Annotated in this window: 22 protein-coding genes; 11 read left to right on the top strand and 11 right to left on the bottom strand. The window is 67.1% G+C overall.

The annotated features are described in order from the left end of the window. The first annotated feature begins 142 nt into the window (after positions 1-142). From AC1DBQ_RS11070 to AC1DBQ_RS11045, 6 genes are all read left to right on the top strand, one after another. Positions 143-868, top strand: a complete 726-nt coding sequence (locus AC1DBQ_RS11070) for an ABC transporter ATP-binding protein (protein ID WP_476928547.1) — start codon at positions 143-145, stop codon at positions 866-868. Beyond that, positions 858-1,949 carry an ABC transporter permease gene (locus AC1DBQ_RS11065; RefSeq protein WP_476928546.1) on the top strand — a complete coding sequence of 364 codons (1,092 nt, stop codon included), beginning with the start codon at positions 858-860 and terminating at the stop codon, positions 1,947-1,949. The genes AC1DBQ_RS11070 and AC1DBQ_RS11065 overlap by 11 nt, the downstream gene beginning before the upstream one ends. Before the next feature lie 222 nt (positions 1,950-2,171). Further along, positions 2,172-2,468 (top strand): putative quinol monooxygenase, encoded by a 297-nt coding sequence (locus AC1DBQ_RS11060; protein WP_476928545.1) that lies wholly within the window; start codon positions 2,172-2,174, stop codon positions 2,466-2,468. 122 nt (positions 2,469-2,590) lie between these two features. Beyond that, positions 2,591-3,883 (top strand): uroporphyrinogen-III C-methyltransferase, encoded by a 1,293-nt coding sequence (gene cobA, locus AC1DBQ_RS11055; protein ID WP_476928544.1) that lies wholly within the window; start codon positions 2,591-2,593, stop codon positions 3,881-3,883. 88 nt (positions 3,884-3,971) lie between these two features. Further along, on the top strand, positions 3,972-5,438 hold the full coding sequence (locus tag AC1DBQ_RS11050) for an FAD-dependent oxidoreductase (RefSeq protein WP_476928543.1): 1,467 nt from the start codon (positions 3,972-3,974) through the stop codon (positions 5,436-5,438). 157 nt (positions 5,439-5,595) lie between these two features. Then, the gene (locus AC1DBQ_RS11045; RefSeq protein WP_476928542.1) at positions 5,596-6,597 is read left to right on the top strand and encodes a DNA topoisomerase IB; all 1,002 of its coding nucleotides are present in this window, start codon (positions 5,596-5,598) and stop codon (positions 6,595-6,597) included. 6 nt (positions 6,598-6,603) lie between these two features. On the opposite strand, the gene AC1DBQ_RS11040 is transcribed toward AC1DBQ_RS11045, so the two are convergent. Then, positions 6,604-7,185: a hypothetical protein gene (locus tag AC1DBQ_RS11040; protein ID WP_476928541.1), complete on the bottom strand. Its 582-nt coding sequence runs from the start codon at positions 7,183-7,185 to the stop codon at positions 6,604-6,606. Between the two features lie 232 nt (positions 7,186-7,417). Here AC1DBQ_RS11040 and AC1DBQ_RS11035 point away from each other — a divergent pair, with 232 nt between their 5' ends. Further along, the gene (locus AC1DBQ_RS11035; protein ID WP_476928540.1) at positions 7,418-7,954 is read left to right on the top strand and encodes a hypothetical protein; all 537 of its coding nucleotides are present in this window, start codon (positions 7,418-7,420) and stop codon (positions 7,952-7,954) included. A 90-nt stretch (positions 7,955-8,044) separates the two neighbouring features. On the opposite strand, the gene AC1DBQ_RS11030 is transcribed toward AC1DBQ_RS11035, so the two are convergent. The 5 genes from AC1DBQ_RS11030 to AC1DBQ_RS11010 all read right to left on the bottom strand — a co-directional run bounded on the left by AC1DBQ_RS11030 (position 8,045) and on the right by AC1DBQ_RS11010 (position 15,676). Further along, positions 8,045-10,816, bottom strand: a complete 2,772-nt coding sequence (locus AC1DBQ_RS11030; protein WP_476928539.1) for a cation-translocating P-type ATPase — start codon at positions 10,814-10,816, stop codon at positions 8,045-8,047. A 28-nt stretch (positions 10,817-10,844) separates the two neighbouring features. After that, a complete protein-coding gene (ppk2, locus tag AC1DBQ_RS11025) occupies positions 10,845-11,684 on the bottom strand; it encodes a polyphosphate kinase 2 (RefSeq protein WP_476928538.1) in 840 nt (279 codons plus the stop codon). Positions 11,685-12,067: 383 nt separating this feature from the next. Beyond that, positions 12,068-12,748 carry a FadR/GntR family transcriptional regulator gene (locus AC1DBQ_RS11020; RefSeq protein ID WP_476928537.1) on the bottom strand — a complete coding sequence of 227 codons (681 nt, stop codon included), beginning with the start codon at positions 12,746-12,748 and terminating at the stop codon, positions 12,068-12,070. Beyond that, positions 12,745-14,034 (bottom strand): MFS transporter, encoded by a 1,290-nt coding sequence (locus AC1DBQ_RS11015; protein ID WP_476928536.1) that lies wholly within the window; start codon positions 14,032-14,034, stop codon positions 12,745-12,747. Before AC1DBQ_RS11015 ends, AC1DBQ_RS11020 begins: the two co-directional genes overlap by 4 nt. 199 nt (positions 14,035-14,233) lie before the next feature. After that, on the bottom strand, positions 14,234-15,676 hold the full coding sequence (locus AC1DBQ_RS11010; RefSeq protein WP_476928535.1) for a PucR family transcriptional regulator: 1,443 nt from the start codon (positions 15,674-15,676) through the stop codon (positions 14,234-14,236). A 146-nt stretch (positions 15,677-15,822) separates the two neighbouring features. Here AC1DBQ_RS11010 and AC1DBQ_RS11005 point away from each other — a divergent pair, with 146 nt between their 5' ends. Together AC1DBQ_RS11005 and gabT are read left to right on the top strand one after the other, a co-directional pair. After that, positions 15,823-17,253 carry a gamma-aminobutyraldehyde dehydrogenase gene (locus AC1DBQ_RS11005; protein WP_476928534.1) on the top strand — a complete coding sequence of 477 codons (1,431 nt, stop codon included), beginning with the start codon at positions 15,823-15,825 and terminating at the stop codon, positions 17,251-17,253. Between the two features lie 106 nt (positions 17,254-17,359). Further along, positions 17,360-18,715, top strand: a complete 1,356-nt coding sequence (gene gabT, locus AC1DBQ_RS11000; RefSeq protein ID WP_476928533.1) for a 4-aminobutyrate--2-oxoglutarate transaminase — start codon at positions 17,360-17,362, stop codon at positions 18,713-18,715. Between the two features lie 125 nt (positions 18,716-18,840). On the opposite strand, the gene AC1DBQ_RS10995 is transcribed toward gabT, so the two are convergent. Continuing rightward, positions 18,841-19,611: an AMIN-like domain-containing (lipo)protein gene (locus AC1DBQ_RS10995; RefSeq protein WP_476928532.1), complete on the bottom strand. Its 771-nt coding sequence runs from the start codon at positions 19,609-19,611 to the stop codon at positions 18,841-18,843. A 190-nt stretch (positions 19,612-19,801) separates the two neighbouring features. On the opposite strand from AC1DBQ_RS10995, the gene AC1DBQ_RS10990 reads away from it, so the two are divergent. Next, positions 19,802-20,674: a universal stress protein gene (locus AC1DBQ_RS10990; protein ID WP_476928531.1), complete on the top strand. Its 873-nt coding sequence runs from the start codon at positions 19,802-19,804 to the stop codon at positions 20,672-20,674. Positions 20,675-20,685: 11 nt separating this feature from the next. Here the strand turns inward: AC1DBQ_RS10990 and AC1DBQ_RS10985 are convergent, their stop codons facing one another. The 4 genes from AC1DBQ_RS10985 to rarD form a co-directional block, all read right to left on the bottom strand. Further along, positions 20,686-21,567, bottom strand: coding sequence for a methyltransferase domain-containing protein (locus tag AC1DBQ_RS10985; RefSeq protein ID WP_476928530.1), 882 nt, complete (start codon positions 21,565-21,567; stop codon positions 20,686-20,688). Further along, positions 21,564-23,096 carry a putative bifunctional diguanylate cyclase/phosphodiesterase gene (locus AC1DBQ_RS10980; RefSeq protein WP_476928529.1) on the bottom strand — a complete coding sequence of 511 codons (1,533 nt, stop codon included), beginning with the start codon at positions 23,094-23,096 and terminating at the stop codon, positions 21,564-21,566. The genes AC1DBQ_RS10985 and AC1DBQ_RS10980 overlap by 4 nt, the downstream gene beginning before the upstream one ends. Continuing rightward, entirely contained in the window at positions 23,083-23,487 is a 405-nt protein-coding gene (locus AC1DBQ_RS10975; RefSeq protein ID WP_476928528.1) for a DUF7793 family protein, read from the bottom strand. The genes AC1DBQ_RS10980 and AC1DBQ_RS10975 overlap by 14 nt, the downstream gene beginning before the upstream one ends. Before the next feature lie 90 nt (positions 23,488-23,577). Beyond that, positions 23,578-24,603 carry an EamA family transporter RarD gene (gene rarD, locus AC1DBQ_RS10970; protein ID WP_476928527.1) on the bottom strand — a complete coding sequence of 342 codons (1,026 nt, stop codon included), beginning with the start codon at positions 24,601-24,603 and terminating at the stop codon, positions 23,578-23,580. 130 nt (positions 24,604-24,733) lie between these two features. Here rarD and AC1DBQ_RS10965 point away from each other — a divergent pair. Continuing rightward, on the top strand, positions 24,734-25,405 hold a 672-nt coding region (locus AC1DBQ_RS10965), incomplete at its 3' end, for an FAD-dependent oxidoreductase (protein ID WP_476928526.1).

Genomic DNA, 25,405 nt, shown 5'->3' with positions numbered 1-25,405 from the left:
CCACCAAGCATGCCGACATCAGCGGCATCTTCGACCTCACGGCCCTGAACGCAGTGGCCGCCAGGAAGATCTCCGCCCAAGGACTCGGMAAGGACTAACTCCTTGGCCTCCGGCAATCCGCCACTACAGTAAGGACCTGACCATGCCAGTCGTACTGGAAAACCTGGGCAAGCGCTTCGGCGACGGTGCCCCGGTGCTGGACGACGTCAACGCCACCATCGCGCAGGGCGAGTTCGTCGCCCTGCTCGGTGCCTCGGGCTGCGGCAAGTCCACCCTGCTCAACATCATGGCGGGACTGGAGGCCCCGACGTCGGGCGCTCTGGAGGTGCCCAGCGACGGCGCCGCCTTCATGTTCCAGGACGCGGCACTGTTTCCCTGGCTGACGGCCCGGGAAAACATCGAGCTGGCCCTGAAACTGCGCGGCGTCGGGAAAGCCGACCGCCGGGTCCGCGCCGGGGAGCTGCTGGACCTGGTGCACCTGGGCGGCGCGGGGGATAAGCGTCCCCATGAACTCTCCGGCGGGATGCGCCAGCGCGTGGCCCTGGCCCGTTMCCTGGCCCAGGACCGGCAGCTGCTGCTCATGGACGAGCCGTTCGCGGCGCTGGACGCGATTACGCGCGACCTGCTCCATGACGAGCTGGAACGCATCTGGAAGGAAACCGGCCGCACCATCGTCTTSGTCACGCACAACGTCCGCGAGGCCGTCCGGCTGGGCCAGCGCGTGCTGTTGCTCTCCTCCCGGCCCGGCCGGGTGGTGGAGGAATGGCACGTCACCGAAGAACACCGCACCGACGCCGGCCTGGCAGGCCAGCTCACCGGCGTCATCACCGCCCGGCTACGCGAGGAGATCCGCCGCCATGCCAAGTAAGTTCCTTTGGAGCTCCACGCCCGATGCCGCCCCCGCACCTTCGCCGGACCGCTTTCGTCCTGCGGACGAAGCGGCCGGCTCCGAAAGCGGCAACGGCCTTCCCAACGCTCGCAAGCTCGCGTCGKGTCCCTCGGCCTATGCCTTGGATGCCACTCCCGGGGCGGCACCGGGCGCGAAGCCCGGCGCGGTGTCGGTCACCGCGGCCCTGACCCGCTCCTCCAGCGGCAAGGAAGACCTGCGCGAGCTCGAAGCGGGCCTGGATTCCCTCCAGTCCGACTCCATCCGTAAGGCCCGCATCGACTGGAGCAGGATACTGCTGCCGGTCGCTGCCCTCGCGGTGCTGGTCATCCTCTGGCAGCTGTATGTGTCGCTGGGCTTCAAGCGTCGGGACATCGTGCCCGGCCCGATGGACGTCATCAGCCAGATTGGAACCCTGTGGAGCGAGGGCAAGCTGCAGGAGGCCGTCTGGACGTCGCTGCAGCGCGGCGTCGTGGGCTTCCTCATCAGCGTGGTCATCGCGACGCCGGTGGGGCTCCTGCTGGCGCAGATGGCACCGTTGCGGCGCGCGTTCGGGCCGCTGATCTCCGGGCTGCAGGTGCTGCCGTCCGTGGCCTGGGTGCCCGCCGCCATCCTCTGGTTCGGGCTCACCGACGCCACGGTGTATTTCGTGGTGTTCATGGGTGCCATCCCTTCGATCATCAATGGCCTGATCTCCGGCGTGGACCAGATTCCGCCGCAGTACCGCAGCGTCGGAAAGGTCCTGGGGGCGTCGCGGCTCCAACTTGCCCTGCAGATCATCCTGCCGGCCGCCCTGCCCGGATACCTCAGCGGCCTCAAACAGGGCTGGGCGTTCTCCTGGCGCTCCCTCATGGCGGCGGAAATCATCGCCGTCGGCGGCACMATCGGCTTCGGGTTGGGCTCCATGCTGGACCAGGGCCGCGTCCTGTCCGACATGACCATCGTGATGTCCGCCATCCTGCTGATCCTCGCCGTCGGCATCCTGATCGAACTGCTTGTCTTCGCCCCGATCGAAAAGCGGCTGCTCCGCCGCCGGGGCCTCCTCGCCGGCAGCACCCGCTAGGCACAGCACCAAGCAGCACGCCCACCTTGACGTCACCCCTTACATAGCAACGCGGGGACGCTTGCGGCCCATAATCCTCGGAATTATGGGCCGCAAGTGACCCCGCGTTGCTTTTGCCATGACTCCTTGCCGGGGCACGGGCACAGGCCTACACTCACGCCTAGAGGCCGGGTTCCGGCCCATTCCAAGACTGATTCCAAGTCTGAATCCTAGGAGGTCGCTGTGGCAGCAAAATTTGGCGTGCTGGCCCTGGTCGAAGCCAAGCCGGGGAAGGAACAGGATGTCTGGGACTTCCTCAACGGGGGCCGCGAGATCGTGCTCAACGAACCCGGAACCCGGACCTGGTACGCCTTCCGGGTCAACGAGAACACCTTCGGCATCTTCGACACCTTCGATTCCGAGGAGGACCGCCAGGCCCACCTCAACGGCGCCATTCCCGCCGCCCTCGGCGAACACGGTCCGGCCATGCTCGCCAAGGATCCGGACATCAGGCTGATCGAACTCATCGCCGTGAAATAGGGCTCCACCGGGCTCCGCCGTCCCTCGTCGGCGGGTGCCACTATGTKACGCGGCGTTACCTTGCGTGAACTGGTGTTTCCGTGCCGTTGTTCCGCCATGTGACGCCGCCCTATCGTCGATKCATGGCAATTCAGGACATTTACCCCACGGCGCTGCGCCTCCTCGGCCGTCCCGTGCTGGTGGTTGGCGGCGGACCCGTCGCCGCGCGGCGCGCCAAGGGACTGCTCGACGCCGGAGCCCGCGTCACGGTGGTGGCCCCCGTTGCCTCCGCGCCGCTCCAGGACCTTATCGGCGCCGKCCTCCTGAGCTGGGAGCCCCGGGCGTACCGCCCGTCCGACGTCGACGGCGTCTGGTTCGTCCAGACMGCCACCGGTGACGCCGCCGTGGACGCGCAGGTCTCGGCCGACGCCGAGGCGCGGCGCATCTGGTGCGTCAATGCCTCCGACCACGAATCCTCCGCAGCCTGGACGCCCGCCGTCGCCGTCGTGGACGACGTCAAGATCGCCGTCAACGCCGGGGGAGACCCGCGCCGCGCCATGGCCCTGCGCGACGCCGTCGCCACCGCCCTGGAAACCGGAGACCTCCCGCTGCGCCGCCAGCGGGCGCGGGCCGATTCAACAGACGGCGCCGTGGCCCTTGTGGGCGGCGGACCCGGCGACACCGGACTCATCACCGTCCGCGGCCGCCGGMTCCTGGGCCAGGCCGATGTCGTGGTCGCGGACCGCCTCGGCCCGCGGGAGCTCCTGGCCGAACTCGCCCCCGACGTCCGCGTGATTGAGGTCGGCAAGACTCCCGGCCACCACCCGGTCCCGCAGGCCGAGATCAACCGGATCCTGGTTGACGAGGCCCGGGAGGGCCACCGCGTGGTCCGGCTCAAAGGCGGCGACCCGTACGTCCTGGGCCGCGGCGGCGAGGAAGCCGAATTTTGCCGGCAGCACGGCGTGGACGTTGAGGTGGTCCCGGGCGTCACCTCCGCCATATCCGTCCCGGCCGCCGCGGGCATCCCCGTCACGCACCGCGGGCTGGCCAAGGGCTTTAGCGTGGTCACCGGCCACGAGGAGCTCTCCGAGGTCCCGGCCCGCGCCGACCACACCGTGATCCTGCTCATGGGCGTGGGCCAGCTCCGCGATTCCGCGGATTCCCTGGCCCGTGCCGGTTTGCCAGCAGGCACGCCGGTTGGCATCGTAGAGAATGGCTACCTGCCCGACCAGCGKGTGACCATCGGGACGCTCGGGACCATCGCGGACCAGGCCGAGGCGGCCGGCGTCGCGAACCCCGCCGTGATCGTGATCGGCGACGTCGTCCGTGTCAGCCCGTTCGCGCCGTCGCACTTCAAGACCGCGGACTACAGCACTACCACCCCGAACACCCCACGCACCGCCCGCACCGTCAAGACCCGAGTACTGACCCCCTAAACCCCGTCGATTGCTCCATAACCGCCGTTATCAAGCCTCAAAAGKGCGTTTGTGGAGCAACGGATGCAGAAGAAAAAGGAACACAGCCGTGTCAACTAGCACCACCGTAGGAACCGCCGCCCGCCCGCTGCGCGTCGCCGTCGTCGGCTCCGGCCCCGCCGGCGTCTACGCCGCGGACATCCTGACCAAGAGCGAGGCCGTCAAGAGCGGCGAACTCACCGTCAGCATCGACCTCTTCGACCGCTACCCGGCACCMTACGGCCTGATCCGCTACGGCGTGGCCCCCGACCATCCCCGCATCAAGGGCATCGTCAACGCCCTGCACAAGGTCCTGGACCGCGGCGACATCCGGTTCTTCGGCAACGTGGACTACGGCACGGACCTGTCCATCGATGACCTCCGCACCCACTACGACGCCGTCATCTTCGCCACCGGCGCTATCAAGGACKCGGACCTGAACATCCCCGGCATCGAGCTCGAGGGCTCGTACGGCGGCGCCGACTTCGTCTCCTGGTACGACGGCCACCCGGACGTGTCCCGCGAATGGCCGCTGGAGGCCAAGGAAATTGCCGTGATCGGCAACGGCAACGTGGCCCTGGACGTGGCCCGCATGCTCTCCAAGCACGCCGATGACCTCCTGGTCTCCGAAATCCCGGACAACGTCTACGCCGGTCTGAAGTCCTCGCCCGTCACTGACGTGCACGTCTTCKGCCGCCGCGGCCCGGCCCAGGTGAAGTTCACCCCGCTGGAGCTGCGCGAACTCTCGCACTCCAAGGACGTCGACATCATCCTCTACGCCGAGGACTTTGAGTTCGACGCCGAGTMCGACCGGCAGATCCAGAGCAACAACCAGACCAAGACCATGGTGGGCACGCTCACCAACTGGATCGCCGAACAGCCCGAGGACCTCTCCGAGCTCAAGGCGTCCCGGCGCCTGCACMTGCACTTCCTGCACAGCCCGGTGGAGGTCTACGACGACGCCGAGGCACCCGGCCGCGTCGCCGGGATCAAGTTTGAGCGCACCGAACTGGACGGCACAGGCAACGCGCGCGGCACCGGCGAGTTTGTCGACTACCCGGTCCAGGCCGTGTACCGCGCCATCGGCTACTTCGGCTCCGCGCTGCCCGAGGTCGAGTTCGACCACAGCAAGGGCGTCGTGCCGAACGACGGCGGCCGCGTTCTGGATGCCGCCGGCACCCACGTGCCGGGGATCTACGCGACCGGCTGGATCAAGCGCGGACCGGTGGGCCTGATCGGCCACACCAAGGGCGACGCGCTGGAAACCGTGACCTACCTGCTCGAAGACCGCGAAAACCTGCCGCTGGCCGCAGCACCCGCCCCGGAGGCCGTCATCGAACTCCTGGAGCGCCGCGGCGTGGAGTACACAAGCTGGGAAGGCTGGCTGKCGCTCKACGCCCACGAGCGTGGCCTGGGCGACGCGGCGACGGCGGCCGGCGCATCGTACGGCGTTGAGGTCGCCCGTGAACGCATCAAGGTAGTCCCGCGCCAGGAGATGGTGGAGATTTCCCGCGGCGGAGTGGCAGCCCAGCTCTAGGCGCACTCCAACACAGCAACGCGGGGTCACTTCGCGCCTATCCCACAGGGGATCATGGGCGCGAGGGGACCCCGCGTTGTTTGATGTGTGGGAGATCCCGGCGGCTAGTCAGTAGGCTTACCGTCATGGACACCGCCAGGCACCCAGGATCCGGCCGATGAGGCTCCGTCACAGCAACGCGTCCGGCCGCGGATACCGCCGGGTCCCCGCCGGGACCGGTTTCAGTTACAAGGACCTGGACGGGTCCACGCTTCCGGCCGGCCCGGTGCGGGACCGGCTGGAACATATCGGCATTCCGCCGGCCTGGACCGACGTCTGGATTGCCCCGTACGACAACGGGCACATCCAGGCGACGGGACTCGACGCCGTCGGACGCCGACAGTACATCTACCATCCAAGCTGGCGGGAGAATAAGGACCGGCTCAAATTCGACCGCGCCCTCCAGCTCGCCGAAACCCTCCCGACAGCACGCCGCCGGGTCACCATGGACCTGCGCTCGGACGGGCTCACCCGGGAGCGCGTGCTGGCGGCCGCGTTCCGGATGCTGGACAGCGGCTCGCTCCGGGTGGGCTCGGAGCGGTACACCAACGAGAACGGCAGCCACGGCCTGGCCACCCTGCTGTGCGCCCACGTCCGCGTGCACAAGGACGAGCTAAGGCTCAGTTTCCCCGCCAAGAGCGGCAAGACGTGGGAATCGCGGATCGACGACGCCGACCTCGCCGCCGTCGTGCGCCAGCTCAAGCGGCGCGGCGGCAACGCCCGGCTGCTGGCCTATAAGGTCGGCAGGCGCTGGCACCCGGTGTCCAGCCCGGACATCAACCAGTACGTCAAGGAGCGCACGGGCGAGGATTTCACCGCCAAGGACTTCCGTACCCTGCGCGGAACAGTCGCGGCGGCCGTCAKCCTCGCGCAGAGCGGTCCGCAGGCGCAGGCTTCCGCCCGCAAACGTGCGGTGAGCCGGGCCATGGTCGATGCCTCCGCAGTCCTGGGCAACACGCCGTCGATCGCCCGCAAAAGCTACGTGGACCCCCGGTTGCTGGACCATTTCGCCTCCGGGGAGACCATCGACCCCAAACGGCTGGAATCCGCCGAATCCGAGCTCCGGGCACTGCTGTACCAGGAAGGTGACGTGGTCGCCTTGTCGGGCCGGGATGCCTGATAGCTGTCAGAACATCCCGTTCATGAACCCGATGATGATCGCCGTCCACCAGCAGGCCTGCGAGATGACCAGGCACAACATCATGTGGATCCGCTGCCCGATGGTCAGGTCCGCGAACGAGGCATCGGAAGGCAGCCGCGCCAGCCGCCGCATGAGCGGGATGAGCATGATCCCGTTCAAGCTGAGCACAAGGACGGCGGCCAGTTTGACGTCCGTCATGGGGTTGTTCAAATGCGGGTTCAGGAATACCCCGGTAGCCAGCATGCCCGCGAGGCCGCCCCAGATCAGCGGTGTGGCCGCCCCGTCGAGCCGGATGATCTCGGCCAGTTTGCGTCGGCCGATGAGCCACAGGAAGCCGTGCCAGTCCACCAGGATAATGGCGCCAAAGGCCACCACGAGGGACAGCACGTGAAGTACGACGGCGACGTTGTGGGCAAAGGTGTCCACGTKGACTGCCGTGGACAGCGTGACGGATAGTAGCCATGCCGCGGCGGCCGCTGCGCACAGGATGACGACGAGGCGCCGCGTGGACCGCTCGGATTCGCGGTGCCTTCTGATGGTGCGTCTACTGACTGGGATATAACTCATGGCTCACCTCGGAGAACCCGCCCCCGGACGAGCAGAACGAACGGTTCCGGGGATAGCTCACACGATAACCCCAACGCTCGCCCGGCAACAAGGACTGGAATAGGCATCAGGCCCGCGGTTGAGATTGGGGGACTATCAAGTTTTTACTAAGTGTGCTTACCATAGCCGAGATGTGGCCTTCGGTTGGCCGCCGCGATTCCGGGTTCGAATTACAGACGATAGGAAGCTCACCATGGCAGGTAATCTTGTTGCCCGATCCATTCACGACCTCACGGCAGGCGCCTGGTTCGGCGGTTCGCTGATGGGCGCCATTGGTCTAAATGGTGCCACGGCGGAAGCCAAGGACCCCGCGGAACGTACACGGCTGTCGAGCCTGGGCTGGAAGAAGTGGGCCCCGTTCCAGGCGGCCGCATTTGGCGCGCACTTCCTTTCCGGCCTCGCGATCATGTGGGGGAACAAGGGCCGGATGGCTAAGCAGGACGGCGTCACGCGGCTGACGGTCTACAAGTCCATCGTCACCCTCGCAGGCGCCGCCGTGACGCTGTACGCCGGCCTGCAGGGCGMCAAGGTGGAGAAGTTGGCCGCCGAGGGCGCCAAGGGTGCCACCGAGCCGAAGCCGGAAGCCTCGGAGGAACTCCGTTCCGCGCAGCAGCAGTTGAAGATCCTGCAGTGGGCCATCCCGGTGTTCGCCGGCTGGGTGATTGTCCTCGGCGCCAAGCACGGCGAAATGCAGCGCCCGAAGAACGTGTTCAAGGGACTCGCCCGCTAGCACAACGTCCACTGCCGCCACAAGCTGCCGAGGGCCGGAACGTCGCGTTCCGGCCCTCGGCAGTTGCACGCTCACGCAGGAACCGGGCGCCTAGGCAGGAACGGCCGGGGCCGCGCCCTTGGCGTGCGCGCCTGCATGCCGCCGGACCCGCAGGACCAGCTTGAAGAGTTCGCCGAGGAGCAGCAGCACTGCGGCCGGAACCAGGCAGGCCACCCACTGCTGGCCGGTGAGCGGGACGGTGCCGAACAGGTCCTGCAGCACCCGCATCTGGGTAATCAGCATCGATCCGATGAAGGCCCACGCGAAGGCCCAAAGCAGTTTCGGGTTGGATATGGTGGAAGGCCCGAAGGCACTCTCCGTGGGGTACCGGAGGTTGAGGGCGACGGCGATATTCATCAAGCCCAGGCCCACAATTGCCATGGTCTGGCCGACTTCGAGGGAATCGTAGGTGGTCTTGCCGATCTGCACGAGGATCAGCGTCGCGGCCGCCATGAACAGCCCGACGACGAACAGCCGCACCATCATCGACCGGACGATGATCGGCTGATTGAAGGGCCGCGGCTTGCGGTCCATGATGCCCGGTGTCGCGAGGTCCAGTCCCATCACCGCGCCAATGGGGGCGACGATTGCCATGTGGATCCACAGCACTTGGGCCGGGCTGAGCAGCGCGGTGCCGKCAATGGCGAATGCGGAGGATCCGATGAACGCCAGAATAAACATGAACAGGTTGGCTACCTGGATCCGGATGAACTTCTGCAGGTTGTCGTACACCAGCCGGCCCTCTTCGACCGCCGCCACGATGGTGGCAAAGTTGTCGTCGGCAAGGATCATCTTGGCCGCGCCCTTGGCGACGTCGGTGCCCGTGATGCCCATCGCGATCCCGATGTCGGCCGCCGCGATCGCGGGGGCATCGTTGACGCCGTCGCCGGTCATGGCAACGATGTGGCCCTTGCGCTTGAGCACCTCGACCAACCGGACCTTGTGTTCGGGAGCTACCCGGGCGATCACGCCGATCCCGTCGACCTGGTTGTCGGCCTCCGTATCACTCATCGCGGCGAACTCGGCACCGGTCACCGCACGGCCCCTGATGCCGAGCTCATTGGCGATTGCCGCTGCCGTTATGGCGTGGTCGCCGGTGATCATCCGGACCCGGATGCCGGCGTGCTTGGCCTTGGCGATGGCGGCCACCGCCTCGGCGCGCGGCGGGTCGACCTCGCCGATCAGCGCCGTAATCTCCAAGTCCTGCATGAGCGCCATGAGGTCGCCCGCGGGGTCGAATGTCGCCGGATCGAACTCCCGCTGCGCCAGGGCGAGCACCCGCCGGCCCTGGCTGGCGATGCGCTCGTTCTCGGCGAGCACTTTCCCGCGCATCTCCTCGGTGAGGGACTCGGACCGGCCGCCGGGCATCCGGGCGAACGATGACCTGTTGAGCAGGACATCGGGTGCCCCTTTTACGTAGGCCCGGATCACGGGCCTGCCGTCGGCGCCGGGCATCCGGTGGAAGGTGGCCATGAACTTGTAGTCGGAGTCAAAGGGGACCGACGCGACGCGCGGGTTGTTGCGGCGGAACTCCCTGACGTCCACGCCGCCCTTTTGCGCGAGCACGTACAGCGCCGCCTCGGTGGGGTCCCCGACCACTTCKCCGTCGTTGATGTCGGAGTCGTTGCACAGGGCGCAGGAGTACATGACGTAGTCCAGGTTCCGCTCGGCGTCGCCGGTGGTCCGCTGGACCTGGCCGTCGAAGCTGTAGCCCTCGCCACTCACGGTGTAGTGGTGCTGAACGGTGGTGATCTCGCGCACCGTCATCTGGTTCAGGGTCAGGGTACCCGTCTTGTCCGAATTGATCGCCGACGTCGAGCCCAGCGTCTCAACCGMGGGCAGGACCTTCATGATGGCGTTCTTCTTGGCCATGTTGACCGAACCGACAGACAGGATCGTGGTGACGACGGCGGGCAGCGCATCCGGGATCGAGCCGACGGCCAGCGCCACGCCGATCCCGAAGAGCACCGCAAAGGATTCGCCCGCGGCCAGGCCCATGATGAYGATTGCGACGAAGGCGAAGAGCGCCGCKATGATAATGAAGATGGTGAGCCGGTCCACCTGCTTGGTGAGAGGGGTCTTTTCCACCTTCTGCCCGGACAGCATGTTGGCGATGTGGCCGACCTCTGAGCCCATACCCGTGGTGGTAACGAGGATCTCGCCGTGGCCCCGGGTCACGTTCGTGTTCATGAACGCCATGTTGAGGCGGTCACCGATGCCGACGTCGTGCCGGTTGATGGCCCCCGTGTCCTTCTCGACCGCGACGCTCTCGCCGGTCAGGGCACCTTCCTCGATCTGCAAGGTCGCCGCCAGGATGACCCGGCCGTCGGCGGGGACGCGGTCCCCGGCATCGACCACCACGATGTCCCCGGGCACGATCTCCTCGGCGGGGAGCTCCACAACATCACCGTCGCGGCGCACCTTGGCCATCGCCTTCATCATCTGGCCCAGGKAGGCGGCCGCTTCTTCGGCTTTGCCTTCCTGGTGATATCCCAGCCAGGCGTTGAACAACGTCAGCAGGGCGAGCCCGATTGCTGTTCCGTATTCCGCGATCAGCAGGCTGACCAGCGCGGCGACCACCAGCACAATTTGCATGTAGTCCCGGTAGTGCTTGAAGAACCGTTTCCACACCGGCTCCGGCTTCGCGGCGGCCAGGGCGTTCGGTCCGTACTCCTCAAGCCTCTCCTGCGCCTCGGCTGTGCTCAGGCCGCGGGCCGGGTCCACCCGCAGCTCGGTTGCAACGTCCGCGGGCGCAAGCGCGTACCACGTGGCCTCCGCCTCGGCGGGGGCCAAGCCGGCTGCGGCTCCGGAATTGTCATTCATGACTTTCTCCTCATCGCCGGGGCGCTGCTCAGAACGGGGTCGGGATGTGCCGTACCGCCAGGGTCGGCTCCCGGTAGTCGCCGGCCTTCTGACGCTTCGGGAGCTCGACCTCGAGCCCGGGGAACGGCTCGTAGGGCACCTGGCTGAGCAGGTGGCTGATGATGTTGAGCCGGCCGCGCTTCTTGACCTCGTTGTTCACGACGTACCACGGCGCCCAGGCGGTGTCCGTTGCCTCGAACATGGCGTCCCTGGCCCGGGAGTAGTCGTACCACCGGCTGTAGGACAACATATCCATGGGGGACAGCTTCCACGTCTTGCGGGGATCGTCCATGCGGCTCTCAAGGCGCCGCGTCTGCTCGTCCGCGCTGACCTCGAGCCAGTACTTGAGCAGGATGATTCCGGAGTCGACCATCGCTTTTTCCACCAGCGGGGTCATGTTCAGGAACCTCTGGGTCTGCTCCGGAGTGCAAAAGTCCATCACGCGCTCCACGCCGGCCCGGTTGTACCAGCTGCGGTCGAAGATGACCACCTCGCCGGCCGCGGGGAAGTGCGACATATACCGCTGCAGGTACATCTGGGACTTTTCCCGCTCTGTCGGAGTGGGGAGCGCCACCACCCGGAACACCCGGGGGCTCACCCGCTCGACGATGCGCTTGATCGTGCCGCCCTTGCCGGCCGTGTCGCGGCCCTCAAACACGATGCAGATCTTGGCCCCGGTGGACTTCACCCACTCCTGCAGGGCCACCAGCTCGCCTTGCAGGTCGGCCATCTCCGCCTCATATTCCTTGCGGCGCATTTTTGTTGTCGACTGCTCGTCCTGCCCCGCCTTTTCGCCGKCGCTCTTCTTTTTCTTCTTCTTGCCCACCATCGACCTCCTCGCCGAGTCCTTGCTGGGGCGAATCAAGGTGCCGCACTGCGAGATCCGGTGAGTCCGGCACAGTCGTCCGGGTAGTGTGCGGAAGAGCACGTGCACCAATMGCGTGAACGCTCGCGCAGCGTCCTGCAACTTTCAGTGTTGACCCTGGCCAGGGCAGGGTCTACGGCACTAAGACCCTATTGAGCTGCACCTGAACACGGGAGTACGGGACGGACGGGCGTGGGCAGCGATGCTCTCGGAGCAGCACAAAGGCCCCCGGGAGGAACGGAAGTTCCTGCCCGGAGGCCTTCGGCCTGCCGGGCCCCCGCTGCTGGGCGCAGGGGCACAGGCTGAGACAGAGCATTGTCCCGGCACCTTCGGAAAACCCTCGGGAACTACTCCTGCAGCCACTCAGCGCAGGAGTTCAGGTTCCGGGTGACGCTCTCGACGGCGGCCGCCTCATCACGTGCGGCAATGGCGTCCACCAGTTCGTCGTGGCCCTCATGCGGCAGTCCGTTAAAACCGATCCGCCGCTGCTGCCGGAGCAGATCATTGTGGAAGACGACACCGAAACTGACATACAGCTCGTGCAGGAGCGGGTTGGCGGAGGCCTGGGCCACCCGCACATGGAAGTCCCAGTCGGCACGGGCCCACGCAGGATAGTCTTCGACCAGCCAGGCGGCGCGGCGTTGGTCGAGCAATCCGCGCAGGGCGGCGATGTCGTCGCCCGTGGCGTGGCGTGCGGCAAGCCGGGCGGCCTGGGTGTCCAGCCCGACGCGGACCTCCAGGATGTGGCCCTGGGAGTGATCCGCATACATCCGCTGCGTGGCCCCCGCGATCTCACTGGTGGCGCGCACGTAAGTGCCGTCCCCGCGGCGGACTTCAAGCATGCCGCTGTGGGCGAGCGCCTTGATGGCCTCACGCAGGGTGCCGCGGGAGACGCCGAACGCGGCCATCAGTTCCGGTTCGGCCGGAATGCGCTGCTGCAGCGGCCACTCGCCCGAGTGGATCAGCGCCCGCAGCTTGGCAGTGATTTCCTCCGCCAATGGAGGCCGGTGCGAAGAAGTGAGTGTCATCGCCGGATTCCTTCCAACGGGTGCGGAGCGGTGTGCGGGGCAGCAGGCGGCAGTTTCGCCGGCCGTTGTTCTGCGGGCCGGCCCGTCAGCAGGTGGCCCACGGCGATCTGGCCCAGGGCCACTGCCAGCAGGAGCGCCAACGGCAGAGTCCAGGAGTTGGTGGCGCTGTGCAGCAGGCCCATGCCGAACGGCCCGAGGGTCGCCAGCAGGTACCCGGCGGACTGGGCCACGGTGGACAGAGCGGTGGTCTCGGCCGTGGTGCGGCCGCTGCGGCTGATCATCACCATGACCAGCGGGAAGATCCCGAGCCCGAAGCCCAGCAGCACCGCGGTCAGCGGAGCCCAGGAAGCGGGGAGGACCAGCATGGCCAGGACGCCGAACGCCATTGTCACGGTGGCCAGGTAGAACGAGGTCCGCAGCATCCGGGGGCGCGAGCCGATGGCCACCAGCACCATGCCGGCAKGGACGGAGACGAGCTKCATGAGCCCGAACATCAKCCCGCTGTCGGACGCGGAGAGCCCGGTCGTGKCCAGCATGTAGGGGAACCAGCTGAGGACGGCATAGGCCAGGAGCGCCTGCACCGTAAAGCCGAGGGTGATCAGCGCGCCGGTGCGGGTCCGCAGCAGGGGCCACGGGGAAACGCGGGCGGCCTTGACCGGGGACGCGTTACGGTGGGCGTGCACCGCAATCGGGAGGAAGCCGAGGCAGGCGCACAGGGCCAGGATTCCGATGGACCCGACGCCCGCGGACGGCGAGCCAAGGGCTTGCGACACCGGCACGATCAGCACGGCGGTGACGGTGGCGCCAGTGGTCATGGTCAAGGTGTACAGGGCCGTCATGAGCGACGTGCGGTCTGCGAAGTGCACCCTGATGAAGGCGGGCATCGCCACATTGCAGACGGCCAGCCCGGACATTCCCGCCACGGTCCCGGCGAGCAGCATTCCGGTGGACGGGATGCCCCGGAGGAGCAGTCCGGCGGCCAGCATCACGAGGGAGAGCAGGATGGCCTTTTCCAGCCCCAACTGCCGGGTGAGCCAGGAGGTGGCCGCCCCGGCCACCGCGAAACACAGGGTGGGGATCGAGGKGAGCAGGGCCGCGATCAGCGGGCCGTACCCCAGGACGGCCTGCAGGTCGTGGAACAGTGCGGCGGAGCCGGTGATGCCGGCGCGGAGGTTCAGGCCGATCAGTACGAGCGCCACGACGCCGGCCACGATCACGCCACGCGGGCGCCGGGTGCCGGGTGGAGCTGTCTGGGGGAGAGCGGAAACCGCCGTGCTGCTAGCCATGCTTGCCATTGTTAAAGGTTAGACGTTTGATGTTTGATAGTCAGCCTTTAGTGGCGAATATCTCCGAAAGAGACAACCCCTAAAGCGTCGGGGGTCACGTCGCGCCCGTGTCAGGACGGCAGAATCATACGACCTCGGATGGGCGCGAAGTGATCCCCGCGGTGCTTGGGGGACGGGCTGGGGGCGGAGTGGGAGAGTGTTAGCGCGGGTGCCGGGCGCTGAGCCGCTGGACCGCCAAGGCGAGMCAGAGCTGCACCCGGTCCGGTGTCTGGGCGGGGTCGTAGCCGGTGAGCTCGGTGATCTGCGCCAGCCGGTAGCGGACCGTGTTGCGGTGCAGGGTGAGTTCCTCGGCGACGGCCGCCACCGAGCCGTTGTTGTTGAGGTAGCTTTCCAGCGTGGTCATGAGTTCGGCGCCGTGCGCTGCGTCAAAGGCCCGCAGGGGGTTCAGTGATTCGTTGGCCATGTCCGCCAGCGGAACGTCCTCACTGGCCAGCAGCAGCGAGGTCAGGCTCAGCCGCTCGGGCTCGTTGACCGGCAGGCCGTGGGTGGCCGCATCGCGGGCTTCAAAATAGCTCCACCGCAGGCCGTTCGGCTTGGTGTAGGCACCGCCAATGCCGATCGTGGCGTGGATCCCGGCCTCCGCGAGGTGGTCGCTGAGTCGGYGGGCCAGGGCGCTGGCGCCGCTGCCGTCGTCGGGCATCACCACCACGAGGTCCTTCCCGACGACGGCGCTGACCGCCGCTTCGAGCGGCTGGGGCAGGGATGAACTTCCGAGCTGCTTGTTGTGGGCCGCCGATTCGGCGAGCAGGACCACGTTCTTGCGGGTGCTGTTGATGCCGACGCCGGCGAGGCGCCGGGTGGCTTCGGACGTCTCCAGCGTCCCGTGGATGACATCTTCGAGGACCTGGCCGGCCAGCGCCCGCTGGGCCTGGCGCTGCTTGACCATGTTGTTGAGTTCGACGCTAATCAGGTTMTGGGCGTAGCCCACGATGCCCGAGTCCTCAAACGGCTGCTTCACCCACAATGTGCAGGCATCGCGGCGGCCGGTCGGGATGGGGTACGACGCCCAGCCCTCGGCCGTGTGGGCCGGGTGGCCGGGCACGCTGTTGTACAGCTGCGCCGTGAACTGGGTCAGGACGATCTCGGTGCGCAGCATCGACCCCAGATGTTTCAGGAGTTCGGCGAGCCCGCCGCCGGTCAGAAGGGCCCGCGCCAGGATCTGGTGCCCGGCAATGAGCCGCTCGAGCTTGACCAGGTGGTCCGCGGACTGGGCGTCCGCCACGATCTTGCCGATGGCGATGAAGGGGGTTTCGTACGGTACTTCCACCACCGGCAGCCCCCAGCGGTTGGCCTCGGCGATCAGTGCCGGCGGCACGGCGTCGTGCGTCAGGCCGACCCCGAAGCCGATCCCGACCGCCCCGGCCCGCTGGACCTGACGCACGAAGCGGCGCTGCTCCGCGGCGCTCTTGAGCCGCATGCCCGTGGTCAGGATCAGTTCGCCGCCGTTGAGGAACCGCTGCGGGTCCTCCTGTTCGGTGACGGCCACCCAGAGAATGTCCTGGTGCCAGGTGGTTTCGGCGAGGCCGGCCTTGGTGAGTCTGAGGGACGGAACACCCAGTAGTGCGGCGAGTGAAATGGCCATGGATTCAGGATAGCCGGGTGCTGGTCAAGCGCACTAAAGCATTGCGGGGATGGTGTGCAGGTGCCTATTCCCTGGCTTGCCCTGCTGGCATAGGCTCGTGACCAGCCCCACATCCGTCATTGGCAGTAAGAAAGAGGTTGTACACCGTGGTTCAAACCTTGCAGAACTTCATCAACGGCGAGTTTGTCACCCCCGCCGGCACAGGGATGATGCCCATCGTGAACCCCACCAACGGCGACGTGGTGGCACAGTCGCCGATCTCGGTGCAGGCCGACGTCGACGCCGCCATGACGGCTGCCAAGAACGCCTTCAAGACCTGGAAGCACACCACGCCCGGGCAGCGCCAGCTTATGCTGCTCAAGCTCGCGGATGCCGTCGAGGCCAACAGCGACGAAATCGTTGAGGCCCAGCACCGCAACACCGGCCAGGTCCGCTCCCTGATCGCCTCGGAGGAAGTCGCCGCCGGCGCCGACCAGCTGCGCTTCTTCGCCGGTGCGGCCCGCATCATGGAAGGCAAGTCCGCCGGCGAGTACTTCGAAGGCCACACCTCCTACGTACGGCGGGAACCGATCGGCGTCGTGGCTCAGGTTGCCCCGTGGAACTACCCGTTCCTCATGGCCATCTGGAAGATCGGCCCCGCCCTGGCCGCCGGCAACACCGTGGTTCTCAAGCCCTCGGACACCACCCCGGAATCCACTCTGGTCCTGGCCCGGCTTGCCGGCGAGATCTTCCCGGCCGGCGTGCTGAACATGGTGCTGGGCACCGGCGAGACCGGCGCCCTGATGGTGGAGCACAAGGTCCCCGGCCTGGTCTCCATCACCGGCTCCGTCCGCGMCGGCATCGCCGTCGCCTCGGGCGCCGCCAAGGGACTTAAGCGCGCCCACCTGGAACTCGGCGGGAAGGCCCCTGCGGTCGTTTTCGCCGACGCCGACATCAAGAAGAGCGCCGCGGCCATCGCCGAGTTCGCCTTCTTCAACGCCGGGCAGGACTGCACCGCCATCGCCCGCGTCCTGGTCCAGGACTCCGCCTACGACGACCTCGTGGCAGCCCTGGTGGAACACACCAAGACCCTGCGCACCGGCTCGCAGAACGACGAAGACAACTACTTCGGCCCGCTGAACAACGTCAACCACTTCAACACGGTCAAGGCCCTGGTGGAGTCCCTCCCGGAAAACTGCAAGATCGAGACCGGCGGCCATCAGGCGGGAGACAAGGGCTTCTTCTTCGAGCCCACCATCGTCACCGGCGCCAAGCAGAGCGACGACATCGTGCRGAAGGAAGCCTTTGGTCCCGTCATCACGGTGCAGAAGTTCAGCACCGAGGACGAGGCCGTGGAACTGGCAAACGACGTCGACTACGCCCTGGCCTCCAGCGTCTGGACCTCGAACCACGGCACGGCCATGCGCCTGAGCCGCGACCTCGATTTCGGCGCCGTCTGGATCAACACCCACATCCTCCTCACCGCCGAAATGCCGCACGGCGGCTTCAAGCAGTCCGGCTACGGCAAGGACCTGTCCATGTACGGCGTCGAGGACTACACCCGCATCAAGCACGTCATGAGTGCGCTCGACGCATAATGCAGCCGCATAACGCTGTCGCATAACGCAACCGCCCATCGCAGTGGCATAACTCAACCTGACGCATAACTCGCGCGCTTAACCGCACGCTTAGAAAGGCTTTCCCATGACCACCACCGCACATGACATCACCTACCGGCTCGAGCAGAAGCGCCGCGTCCAGGCCGACTTCCCGGGCCCCAAGTCCGTTGCGCTGACCGAGCGCCGCAAGGCGGTCGTCGCCKCCGGCGTCGCGTCCAGCGTTCCGGTGTTCGTGGCCGACGCCGACGGCGGCATCATCCACGACGTCGACGGCAACTCCTTCATCGACCTCKGCTCCGGCATTGCCGTGACGAGCGTCGGCGCCTCGGACCCCGCCGTCGTCGGCGCCGTGAAGGAAGCCGTGGAGCACTTCACCCACACGTGCTTCATGGTCACGCCCTACGAAGGCTATGTGGCCGTTGCTGAGCAGCTGAACCGCCTCACCCCGGGCGACCACGAGAAGCGCACCGTGCTCTTCAATTCCGGTGCCGAGGCTGTCGAGAACGCCATCAAGGTGGCCCGCCTGGCCACCGGCCGGGACGCCGTCGTCGCCTTTGACCACGCCTACCACGGCCGCACCAACCTGACCATGGCGCTGACCGCCAAGGCCATGCCGTACAAGACCAACTTCGGCCCGTTTGCGCCCGAGGTCTACCGCATGCCGATGAGCTACCCGTTCCGCGAGGAGAACCCGGAGATCACCGGCGCCGAGGCCGCCAAGCGCGCCATCACCATGATCGAGAAGCAGATCGGCGGCGACCAGGTTGCCGCCATCATCATCGAACCCATCCAGGGCGAGGGCGGCTTCATTGTCCCGGCCGAGGGTTTCCTGCCGGCGCTGGCCGCGTGGGCCAAGGACAAGGGCATCGTCTTCATCGCCGACGAGGTCCAGTCCGGCTTCTGCCGCACCGGCGAATGGTTCGCCGTGAACCACGAAGGTGTTGTCCCGGACATCCTGACCATGGCCAAGGGCATCGCCGGCGGCATGCCGCTCTCGGCCATCACCGGCCGCGCCGACCTCCTCGACGCCGTCCACCCGGGCGGCCTCGGCKGCACCTACGGCGGCAACCCGGTAGCGTGCGCCGCTGCTCTGGCATCCATCGGCTCGATGGAGCAGTACAACCTCAACGCCCGCGCCAAGCACATCGAGGAGATCGCCCTCGGCAAGCTGCGTGAACTGGCGAGCGAGCAGCCCGTGATCGGCGATGTCCGCGGCCGCGGCGCCATGCTGGCGATCGAGCTCGTCCAGGCCGGTTCCAAGGAACCGAACCCGGAGCTGACMAAGGCCGTCGCCGCGGCCTGCCTCAAGGAGGGTGTCATCATCCTCACCTGCGGCACCTACGGCAACGTCATCCGGCTGCTGCCTCCGCTGGTGATCAGCGACGAGCTGCTGCTGGACGGCCTCGAGGTCCTGGCCGCGGCCATCAAGGCCAACGCCTGAGCCACTAGCCAACAAGCTGCCGGGAAGGCAATCCCTTCCMGGAGACCGGTCTAGCCGGAAAACGGAAGAGCCGCGGACACATCATCCGCGGCTCTTCCGCTGTTTAAGCCCTGACTTCCCGTTCGCTACTTCCAGGCGGTCGCGTCCAGCTGGATCGCCACGACATACAGATGCTGGCCCTGCTCAATTTTCTCCACCTCGTAAACGCGCACCTTCGTCTCCGGGACCGTGGACATGGGCCGACCTACGCCGATCCCGTATGTCAGCACACCCTCGAAGTCCCCGGCCGGCGCGTAGCTCGTGAGAGCCTCATAGCCGATCGACGGCGCCGGGGCGCTCGTCACCGTGCTGGCCTTGCCGTCCGCGGTGTGCGCCTGGGCGCCATGGAACGTCACCTCAAGGATGGTTCCCGTTCCCGGCATCTCGATCGGCTGGCCGCTGCCGTCGGCGATGAGTTCGGGGACCACCTCGAYGTCGTAGCTGGGGAAGCCGCCGTTGAACCGGAAGCTCAGCTGGTCATAGGGCGGGGCGTCGGAGGGGTGCTGGCCTGCGCCGATGGCGTACAGCGTGGGCAGCGGGGCCGCCGGCGGAGGCGCGATGGGCACGGGGTTCTMGTGGTCCGTGTGGAACGGGGTGCCGGACTTTGGCACCGACCAGTCGTGGGTGATCGTGGACGAGATCACCTTGTCGCCGGGTTGCGGGGGTGCCGTTTCATCAGCATCACCGGTCGCCGACKGCGACGGGCTCGCTGTCGCGGTCGGCGAAGGCGACGGCGGCTGGCTGCTGGCCGACGGCTGCGGCGCGGGCGGGGTGCAGGCGGTGAGGACGAGTAGGAGCGTCAAAGCTCCCAGCCCGCCAGTCCACGACCCGTTCCGGCGGTTGCTGATGACATTCATGATGGTCTCCCCTCGACCATCCCAGCGTAGACACAGAAGATTGTGCAGCTCAGGGCCATAAGTCACCACCGTTTCTTAGGTCTCTGGACTAGAGTCGTTMCTACCACTGCAGGAACGCAGCCCGGCCGACGACGCCCGGAACCCCCGGGGCGCAGCTGGCGTCTGCCACAGACCCATAAGGGGTTCATACATGCGATACGTAGTCGGTTATACGCCCACTGAACGCGGCGCGGACGCCGTTGCCCTGGCTGCGGCCATGGCCCGGGCCCAGGGAGCGCATCTTGACCTTGTCTATGTGGTGGACCGGCACACGCCCTATGCGGCCGTGAAACCGGAAGGAAGCCGCGCCAGCACCGCGGAGCAGCAGATGCAATCGGCGGAACGCGAGGGTATGGCTCTGGTCCCGGAAGGGCTGGAGGCGCACTTTCACGTCCGCCAGGCGGACTCGTTCGCGGCGGGCCTCATCGACGCGGCCCTCGAGTACAGGGCCGGCCTGATCGTGGTCGGCGMCGCCAGCAACGGCCTCTTCAAACGGCACACCATAGGCAGCGTGGCCAACGCGCTCCTGCACGCCGCCCCGGTTCCGGTGGCACTGGCGCCGCGCGGTTACCGCCGGACCGAACCCATCACGCGCCTGACCCTCGCCGTGGGCCAGCGCCCCGGGGCAGAAGCAGCGATCGACGTCGCCATAGAATCCGCCGAGCGCCGCGGCGTCCCGCTCCGGCTGGTCTCCCTTGTGGAACTGGACGTCGACGAGGAGGGCGGGGAAAACGTCAACGCCGCCCACATCCATGCTAATACCGTGCTCGCCGCCGCCGCGCACCGCCTGCCGGAGGGCCACCACGTCAGTGTGGAAGTCGCCCACGGGCGCACGATCGAGGAAGCGATCGACGACCTGGAATGGGACGACGGCGAGGTCATGATCGTGGGATCCTCCCGTCTGGCGGAGAAATACAAACTCTTCATCGGCAGTACCGCCAACAAGGTGCTGCGCGCACTCCCGGTGCMGATGGTGGTTGTGCCGCGCGACTACCAGCGGGTGGATACCTTCCCKGAGGTTTGATTCCCGGAGGTCTAGTTCCCGGAGGTTTGGGGCCGCGGGGCCAGGACCGCCCAGTACGCCGGAATGCTGCCGGGCGGTMCGCCGGTCTCCATCGGCACCGTTGCCAGGACGCCGGGACCTTCCGCGATGAGGGTCCAGTGCCGTTCGGGGAACGCCCGAGAGCGTTGCCTGGGGCCGAAATGGCCCGGTTTCGGCAGGGCAGAAATTGCCTGGCGGAGYGGTCCCGGGATCCGCTCGCCTGTGGCGCCCAGGCCCCGAAGATAGCTCAGCGCCCCGCCCGGGACATTTGTCTCCACCAGGTAAATCCGTCCCTGGGTGCCGAGGAGCGTTTTGATGGAATCCGCAAGGCGTGCCTTGCGTCGCCGGCTAAGGACGTGGAAGACGCCGCGGACAAAGACGTTGACGTCGCCGAGTTCGTGCGCGAGCGCGGCCGCGGCGGCCGGCCGGGTGGCATCCAGGCTCCGGAAGCTGAGGCCCAGGACGTGCGCGTGGGCGGACTGCGCCGCGGCCACKGCCGCAGGCGAGACATCGACGCCCATCACCGACGGGAAGACCTCGACGAGCCGGCATGAGAGGGMTCMGTTCCCGCAGCCGAGATCGACCACCGGAAGGCTGGTGTCCATCAGGGMCGCCAGGGCCTGCAGATGCTGCCGCACTTCGTCGTCGCCGGCGGTCGAAGTATCCCAGATGATCGGTTCCGTGAGCACCCCTTGCGACACCCCGCGCCAGAACTCATCCCAGCGCCGGTCCGGGCGCCGGGGCCGGTGCAGGGACAGGGCCACCACCCGGGCCACCATCCGGAGCGTGTCCGCCGCCTTGTGCGTGCCTGTGTTCTTCGTGGCTGTGTTCTGCGTACTTGTGTTTTTCGTGCCCCCAGCACCGGCTCCGCTCATGCGGCTGCGCCGTCCCTGTGCGCCAGCAGGTCAGTCATGTCCGCTACGGGCAGGGGCCGKCTGAAGAAATATCCCTGGCCGAATTCACAGTCCAGGTGCCGCAGCCGGTCCGCCTGCTCCCGGTCCTCGATGCCCTCGGCCACGGCACCCAGGCCGGCCGAATGGATCAGCTGCAAGATGGCCGCGACGAAGGTCTCCTGCTGCCGGTCCGTGGTCAGCCCGTCCAGGAGGGACTTGTCGATCTTCGCCTGCGAGGCAGGGAGGGTGCGCAGGTAGCTTATGGAGGAATAGMCCGTGCCGAAGTCGTCGATCTCGATCCGGACGCCAAGCTCATTGAGCGACTGCATGGTGGCTGCCACTTCCGGGCCGCCGCGCATGATCGCGGTCTCGGTGATTTCAATCGAGATATGGCGCGGTTCGACGCTGTGCCGGACCAGCAGGTCTTCGACATACGGCGCCAGATCGACATGGTGCAGGTCCGCCGGTGAGAGATTGATGTGGGTGCTGAAGTCCGCCGGAAGCCCCGGATCGGACTTCCAGTGCCCGGTTTGCGCGATGGCGTTCCGGAGCACCCAGTGGCCGATTTCCACAGTGAGCCCGGCCTCGTCAGCGGCGTCGAGGAACGTATCCGGCGCAAGCAGACCCAGGTCCGGGTGGCGCCACCGAATCAGGGCCTCCGTCCCGGCAATCGTCCCCGTGCGCAGATCCATGATGGGCTGGTATTCCAGCTCGAGCTCGTCTGTTGCCAGCGCCGTCCGGAGCTCGGCCACCAGGTGAACCCGCTGCTTGGCGGCCTCGTGCATGGCCGCGGAAAACACCAGGAGGGTGTCCCGGCCGCGCTTCTTGGCCTCATGCATGGCGATGTTGGCATCGCGGATGAGCTCCTCGCTGCGCAGCCCGGGTTCGCCCAGCCGCACCCCGGTTCCGGCCGTCAGGGCGACCGCGACACCGCCGGCAACGATTCTGTCCTTCAGCGATTCACCGAGGCGGGATGCGATCTCCAGCACGGCGTCCGGTTCCTGGCCCACCACGAGCACGGCGAACTCATCGCCGCTGAGGCGTGCGATCAAGTGACCGGCTCCGGCTGCAGCGCCCAGCCGCAGGGCTGCCTCCCGCAGGACGGCGTCCCCGGCGGCATGGCCAAGGCTGTCATTGATGAGCCGAAAGGAGTCGAGGTCCAGCAGGATGAGCGCGGGCTGGGGGCCCCCGCCCGCTCCGGCGACGGCCTCGKCCACTTTTTCCTGCAACAGCGAGCRGCTGGCCAGCCCCGTCAGTTCGTCAGTGTTGATGACGCGCCGGAGTTCGGCTTTGGCCGCTTCCAGAAGCGCGGTCCGCTCGGCGACCCGGACTTCCATATCTTCGTACATGCTTTGAAGCTCTTCAGCGAGCAGATTGATGCCGGTCGTGACGGCGTCGATGCCGTCCCGTGCCGGTGAGACCTCTAGGCGGTTGGAGAGATCGCCCGAGGACAGCACGACGATGCCGTCTACGAGTTCCTCGAGGCGGCGGTCGTCGTCACGCCCCGTCATGGCCCTGCGATATCAGCCAGCGGACCGCCTCATCGCGGTCGGTGAAAAAGCGCGTGGGGAMTGGTGCCGAATTGACGCCCAGGAAGAAGTTGGCGAGAACCCGGTCAACGGCGGACGCGCCCAGCAGCGCGATGGCCGACGCGTCACAGCGTTTGGCGAACACGGCCCGCGCGGCCCGGCTGACGGATTCCGTGGTGGCCATGTCGATCAGCAGCGGCGTGGGCCGGCCGTCGCACATGGCATTGACCCGATCCATGGCGAGTTGGGCATTCGGGGCGTCAATGACGATGCCCCGGGCCCACTCGAGGCGCAGGATACCGCTGCTGTCGAAGCCCAGGGACGAGATATCCCGGCCGCCCGGAGTCTCAAGATCGTTTTCTGGCACCAGCAATCCTTAATTCCGCCCCAACGTGTCCTTCATGATGACACTAACGCACGGCGGCCCTGGCGCGCAGACGGCTAACCCGCCGGTGCAGTCCTGCTAGGCGGCGGCGCGGGCCCGTTTCCGGATCATGGAGTTCTTCCCGGCCGCCAGCAGCATGTCCAGCGTCAGCACGAGCAGTGCCAGCCACACGACGCCGAAGCCAATCCAGCGGTCCAAAGTCATGGGTTCCTTGAACACCACAAGCGCCACAATGAACTGCAGCACGGGTGCGAAGTACTGCAACAGGCCGATTGTGGTCATGGGCAGCCGGCGGGCAGAGGCCCCGAAGAACAGCAGCGGCACGGCGGTGATKACACCCKACGCGACCAGCAGCCAGAAGTGCCCGGCGCCGTTGGAGGCCAGCGTGGCCGCCCCGCTGACCGCGAGCACAATCATGGTGGCCGCAGCCGCCGGGGCCAGCACGATCGTCTCCACGGTGAGGCTGGTGATCGCGTCCGCCCGCGGGCCAACACGCTTCTTGACGAAGCCGTACAGGCCAAAGCTCAGCGCGAGCGTCAGGGCGATCCAGGGGAGCTTGCCGTAGGAGACTGTCAGCACGCCCACCGCGATAAAGCCGATGCCGACGGCGGCCCACTGCAACGGCCGCAGCTTTTCCTTCAGCACAAAGACCCCCAGCAGCACCGAGACCAGCGGGTTGATGAAATAGCCCAGGGAGGCCTCGACGGCCTGGCCGGTGGTCACGCCGTAGGTGTAGGTCAGCCAGTTCACCGCGATCAGAGCCGCGGCGATGGACAGCGGTCCGATCACCGTGCGGTTCCGGAACGCAGCAGCCAGCACCCGCCAGGAGCGCGTGACGGTGATCAGCAGGACGCAGAACACGAGGGACCAGACCACCCGGTTGGCGACGATTTCGATCGCGCCGGCAGGCTGGAGCGCATAGAAGTACAGGGGCAGCAGTCCCCACAGCCCGTACGCGCCGATCCCGAACAGGATCCCCGGCGTCGTTTCCTTATCTACCGGCGCGAGTCCGGCCGGCGGCTGCGGCGCCGGCCGCCCTGCAGGGGCCGGGACGCGCGGGTCGGTCGGCGGGGCGGGGGAGAAGGATCGTTCGGGCTTAGGCACAAGACCAATAACACCACCTGCACGGCGCCTATTCCTACCAACCGGGCCACAGGCCGCCCGGCGACATTTAGAATAGGGGCCTGTGCGCTGTATGTACTGGCGCTGTCCGTAAGACTCAGAAGGGCTCCCGGTGTCCAACTCGGCCGAATCCACATCCACTCGTCCCCTCCGCGTCGCCATTGTCGGCGCGGGTCCGGCCGGCGTCTACGCCGCGGACATCCTGACGAAGTCCAATGAGGTCAAAGACGGCGACGTCGAGGTCAGCATCGATCTCTTMGAGGCATACCCGGCGCCGTACGGCCTGATCCGCTATGGGGTGGCTCCTGACCATCCCCGGATCAAAGGCATCGTCAACGCCCTGCACAAGGTCCTGGACCGCGGCGACATCCGGTTCCTTGGCAACGTCACCTACGGCCGGGACCTGACGCTGCATGACTTCCGCGCCTTCTACGATGCCGTCATCTTCTCCACGKGAGCCATCAAGGACGCCGAGCTGGACATTCCCGGGATCGGGCTCGAGGGTTCCTTCGGCGGGGCCGACTTCGTCTCCTGGTACGACGGCCACCCGGACGTTCCTCGGGACTGGCCGCTGGAGGCGAAGGAGATCGCCGTGATCGGCAACGGCAACGTGGCCCTGGACGTGGCCCGCATGCTGGTCAAGCACGCCGATGAACTCCTGGTCACCGAAATCCCGGACAATGTCTACCGGGCCCTCAAGGACTCGCCGGTCACCGACGTCCATGTCTTCGGCCGCCGCGGCCCGGCMCAGGTGAAGTTCACCCCGCTGGAGCTGCGCGAACTC

The organism is Arthrobacter sp. 10T413_2 (genome assembly GCF_056394205.1).
This window is presented reverse-complemented; position numbering and strand designations above follow the sequence as displayed.

Coding starts and splice junctions, on each gene's coding strand:
- AC1DBQ_RS11020 (WP_476928537.1), bottom strand. CDS start 12,748: ATGACACTCACTTCTTCGCACCGGCCTCCATTGGCGGAGGAAATCACT.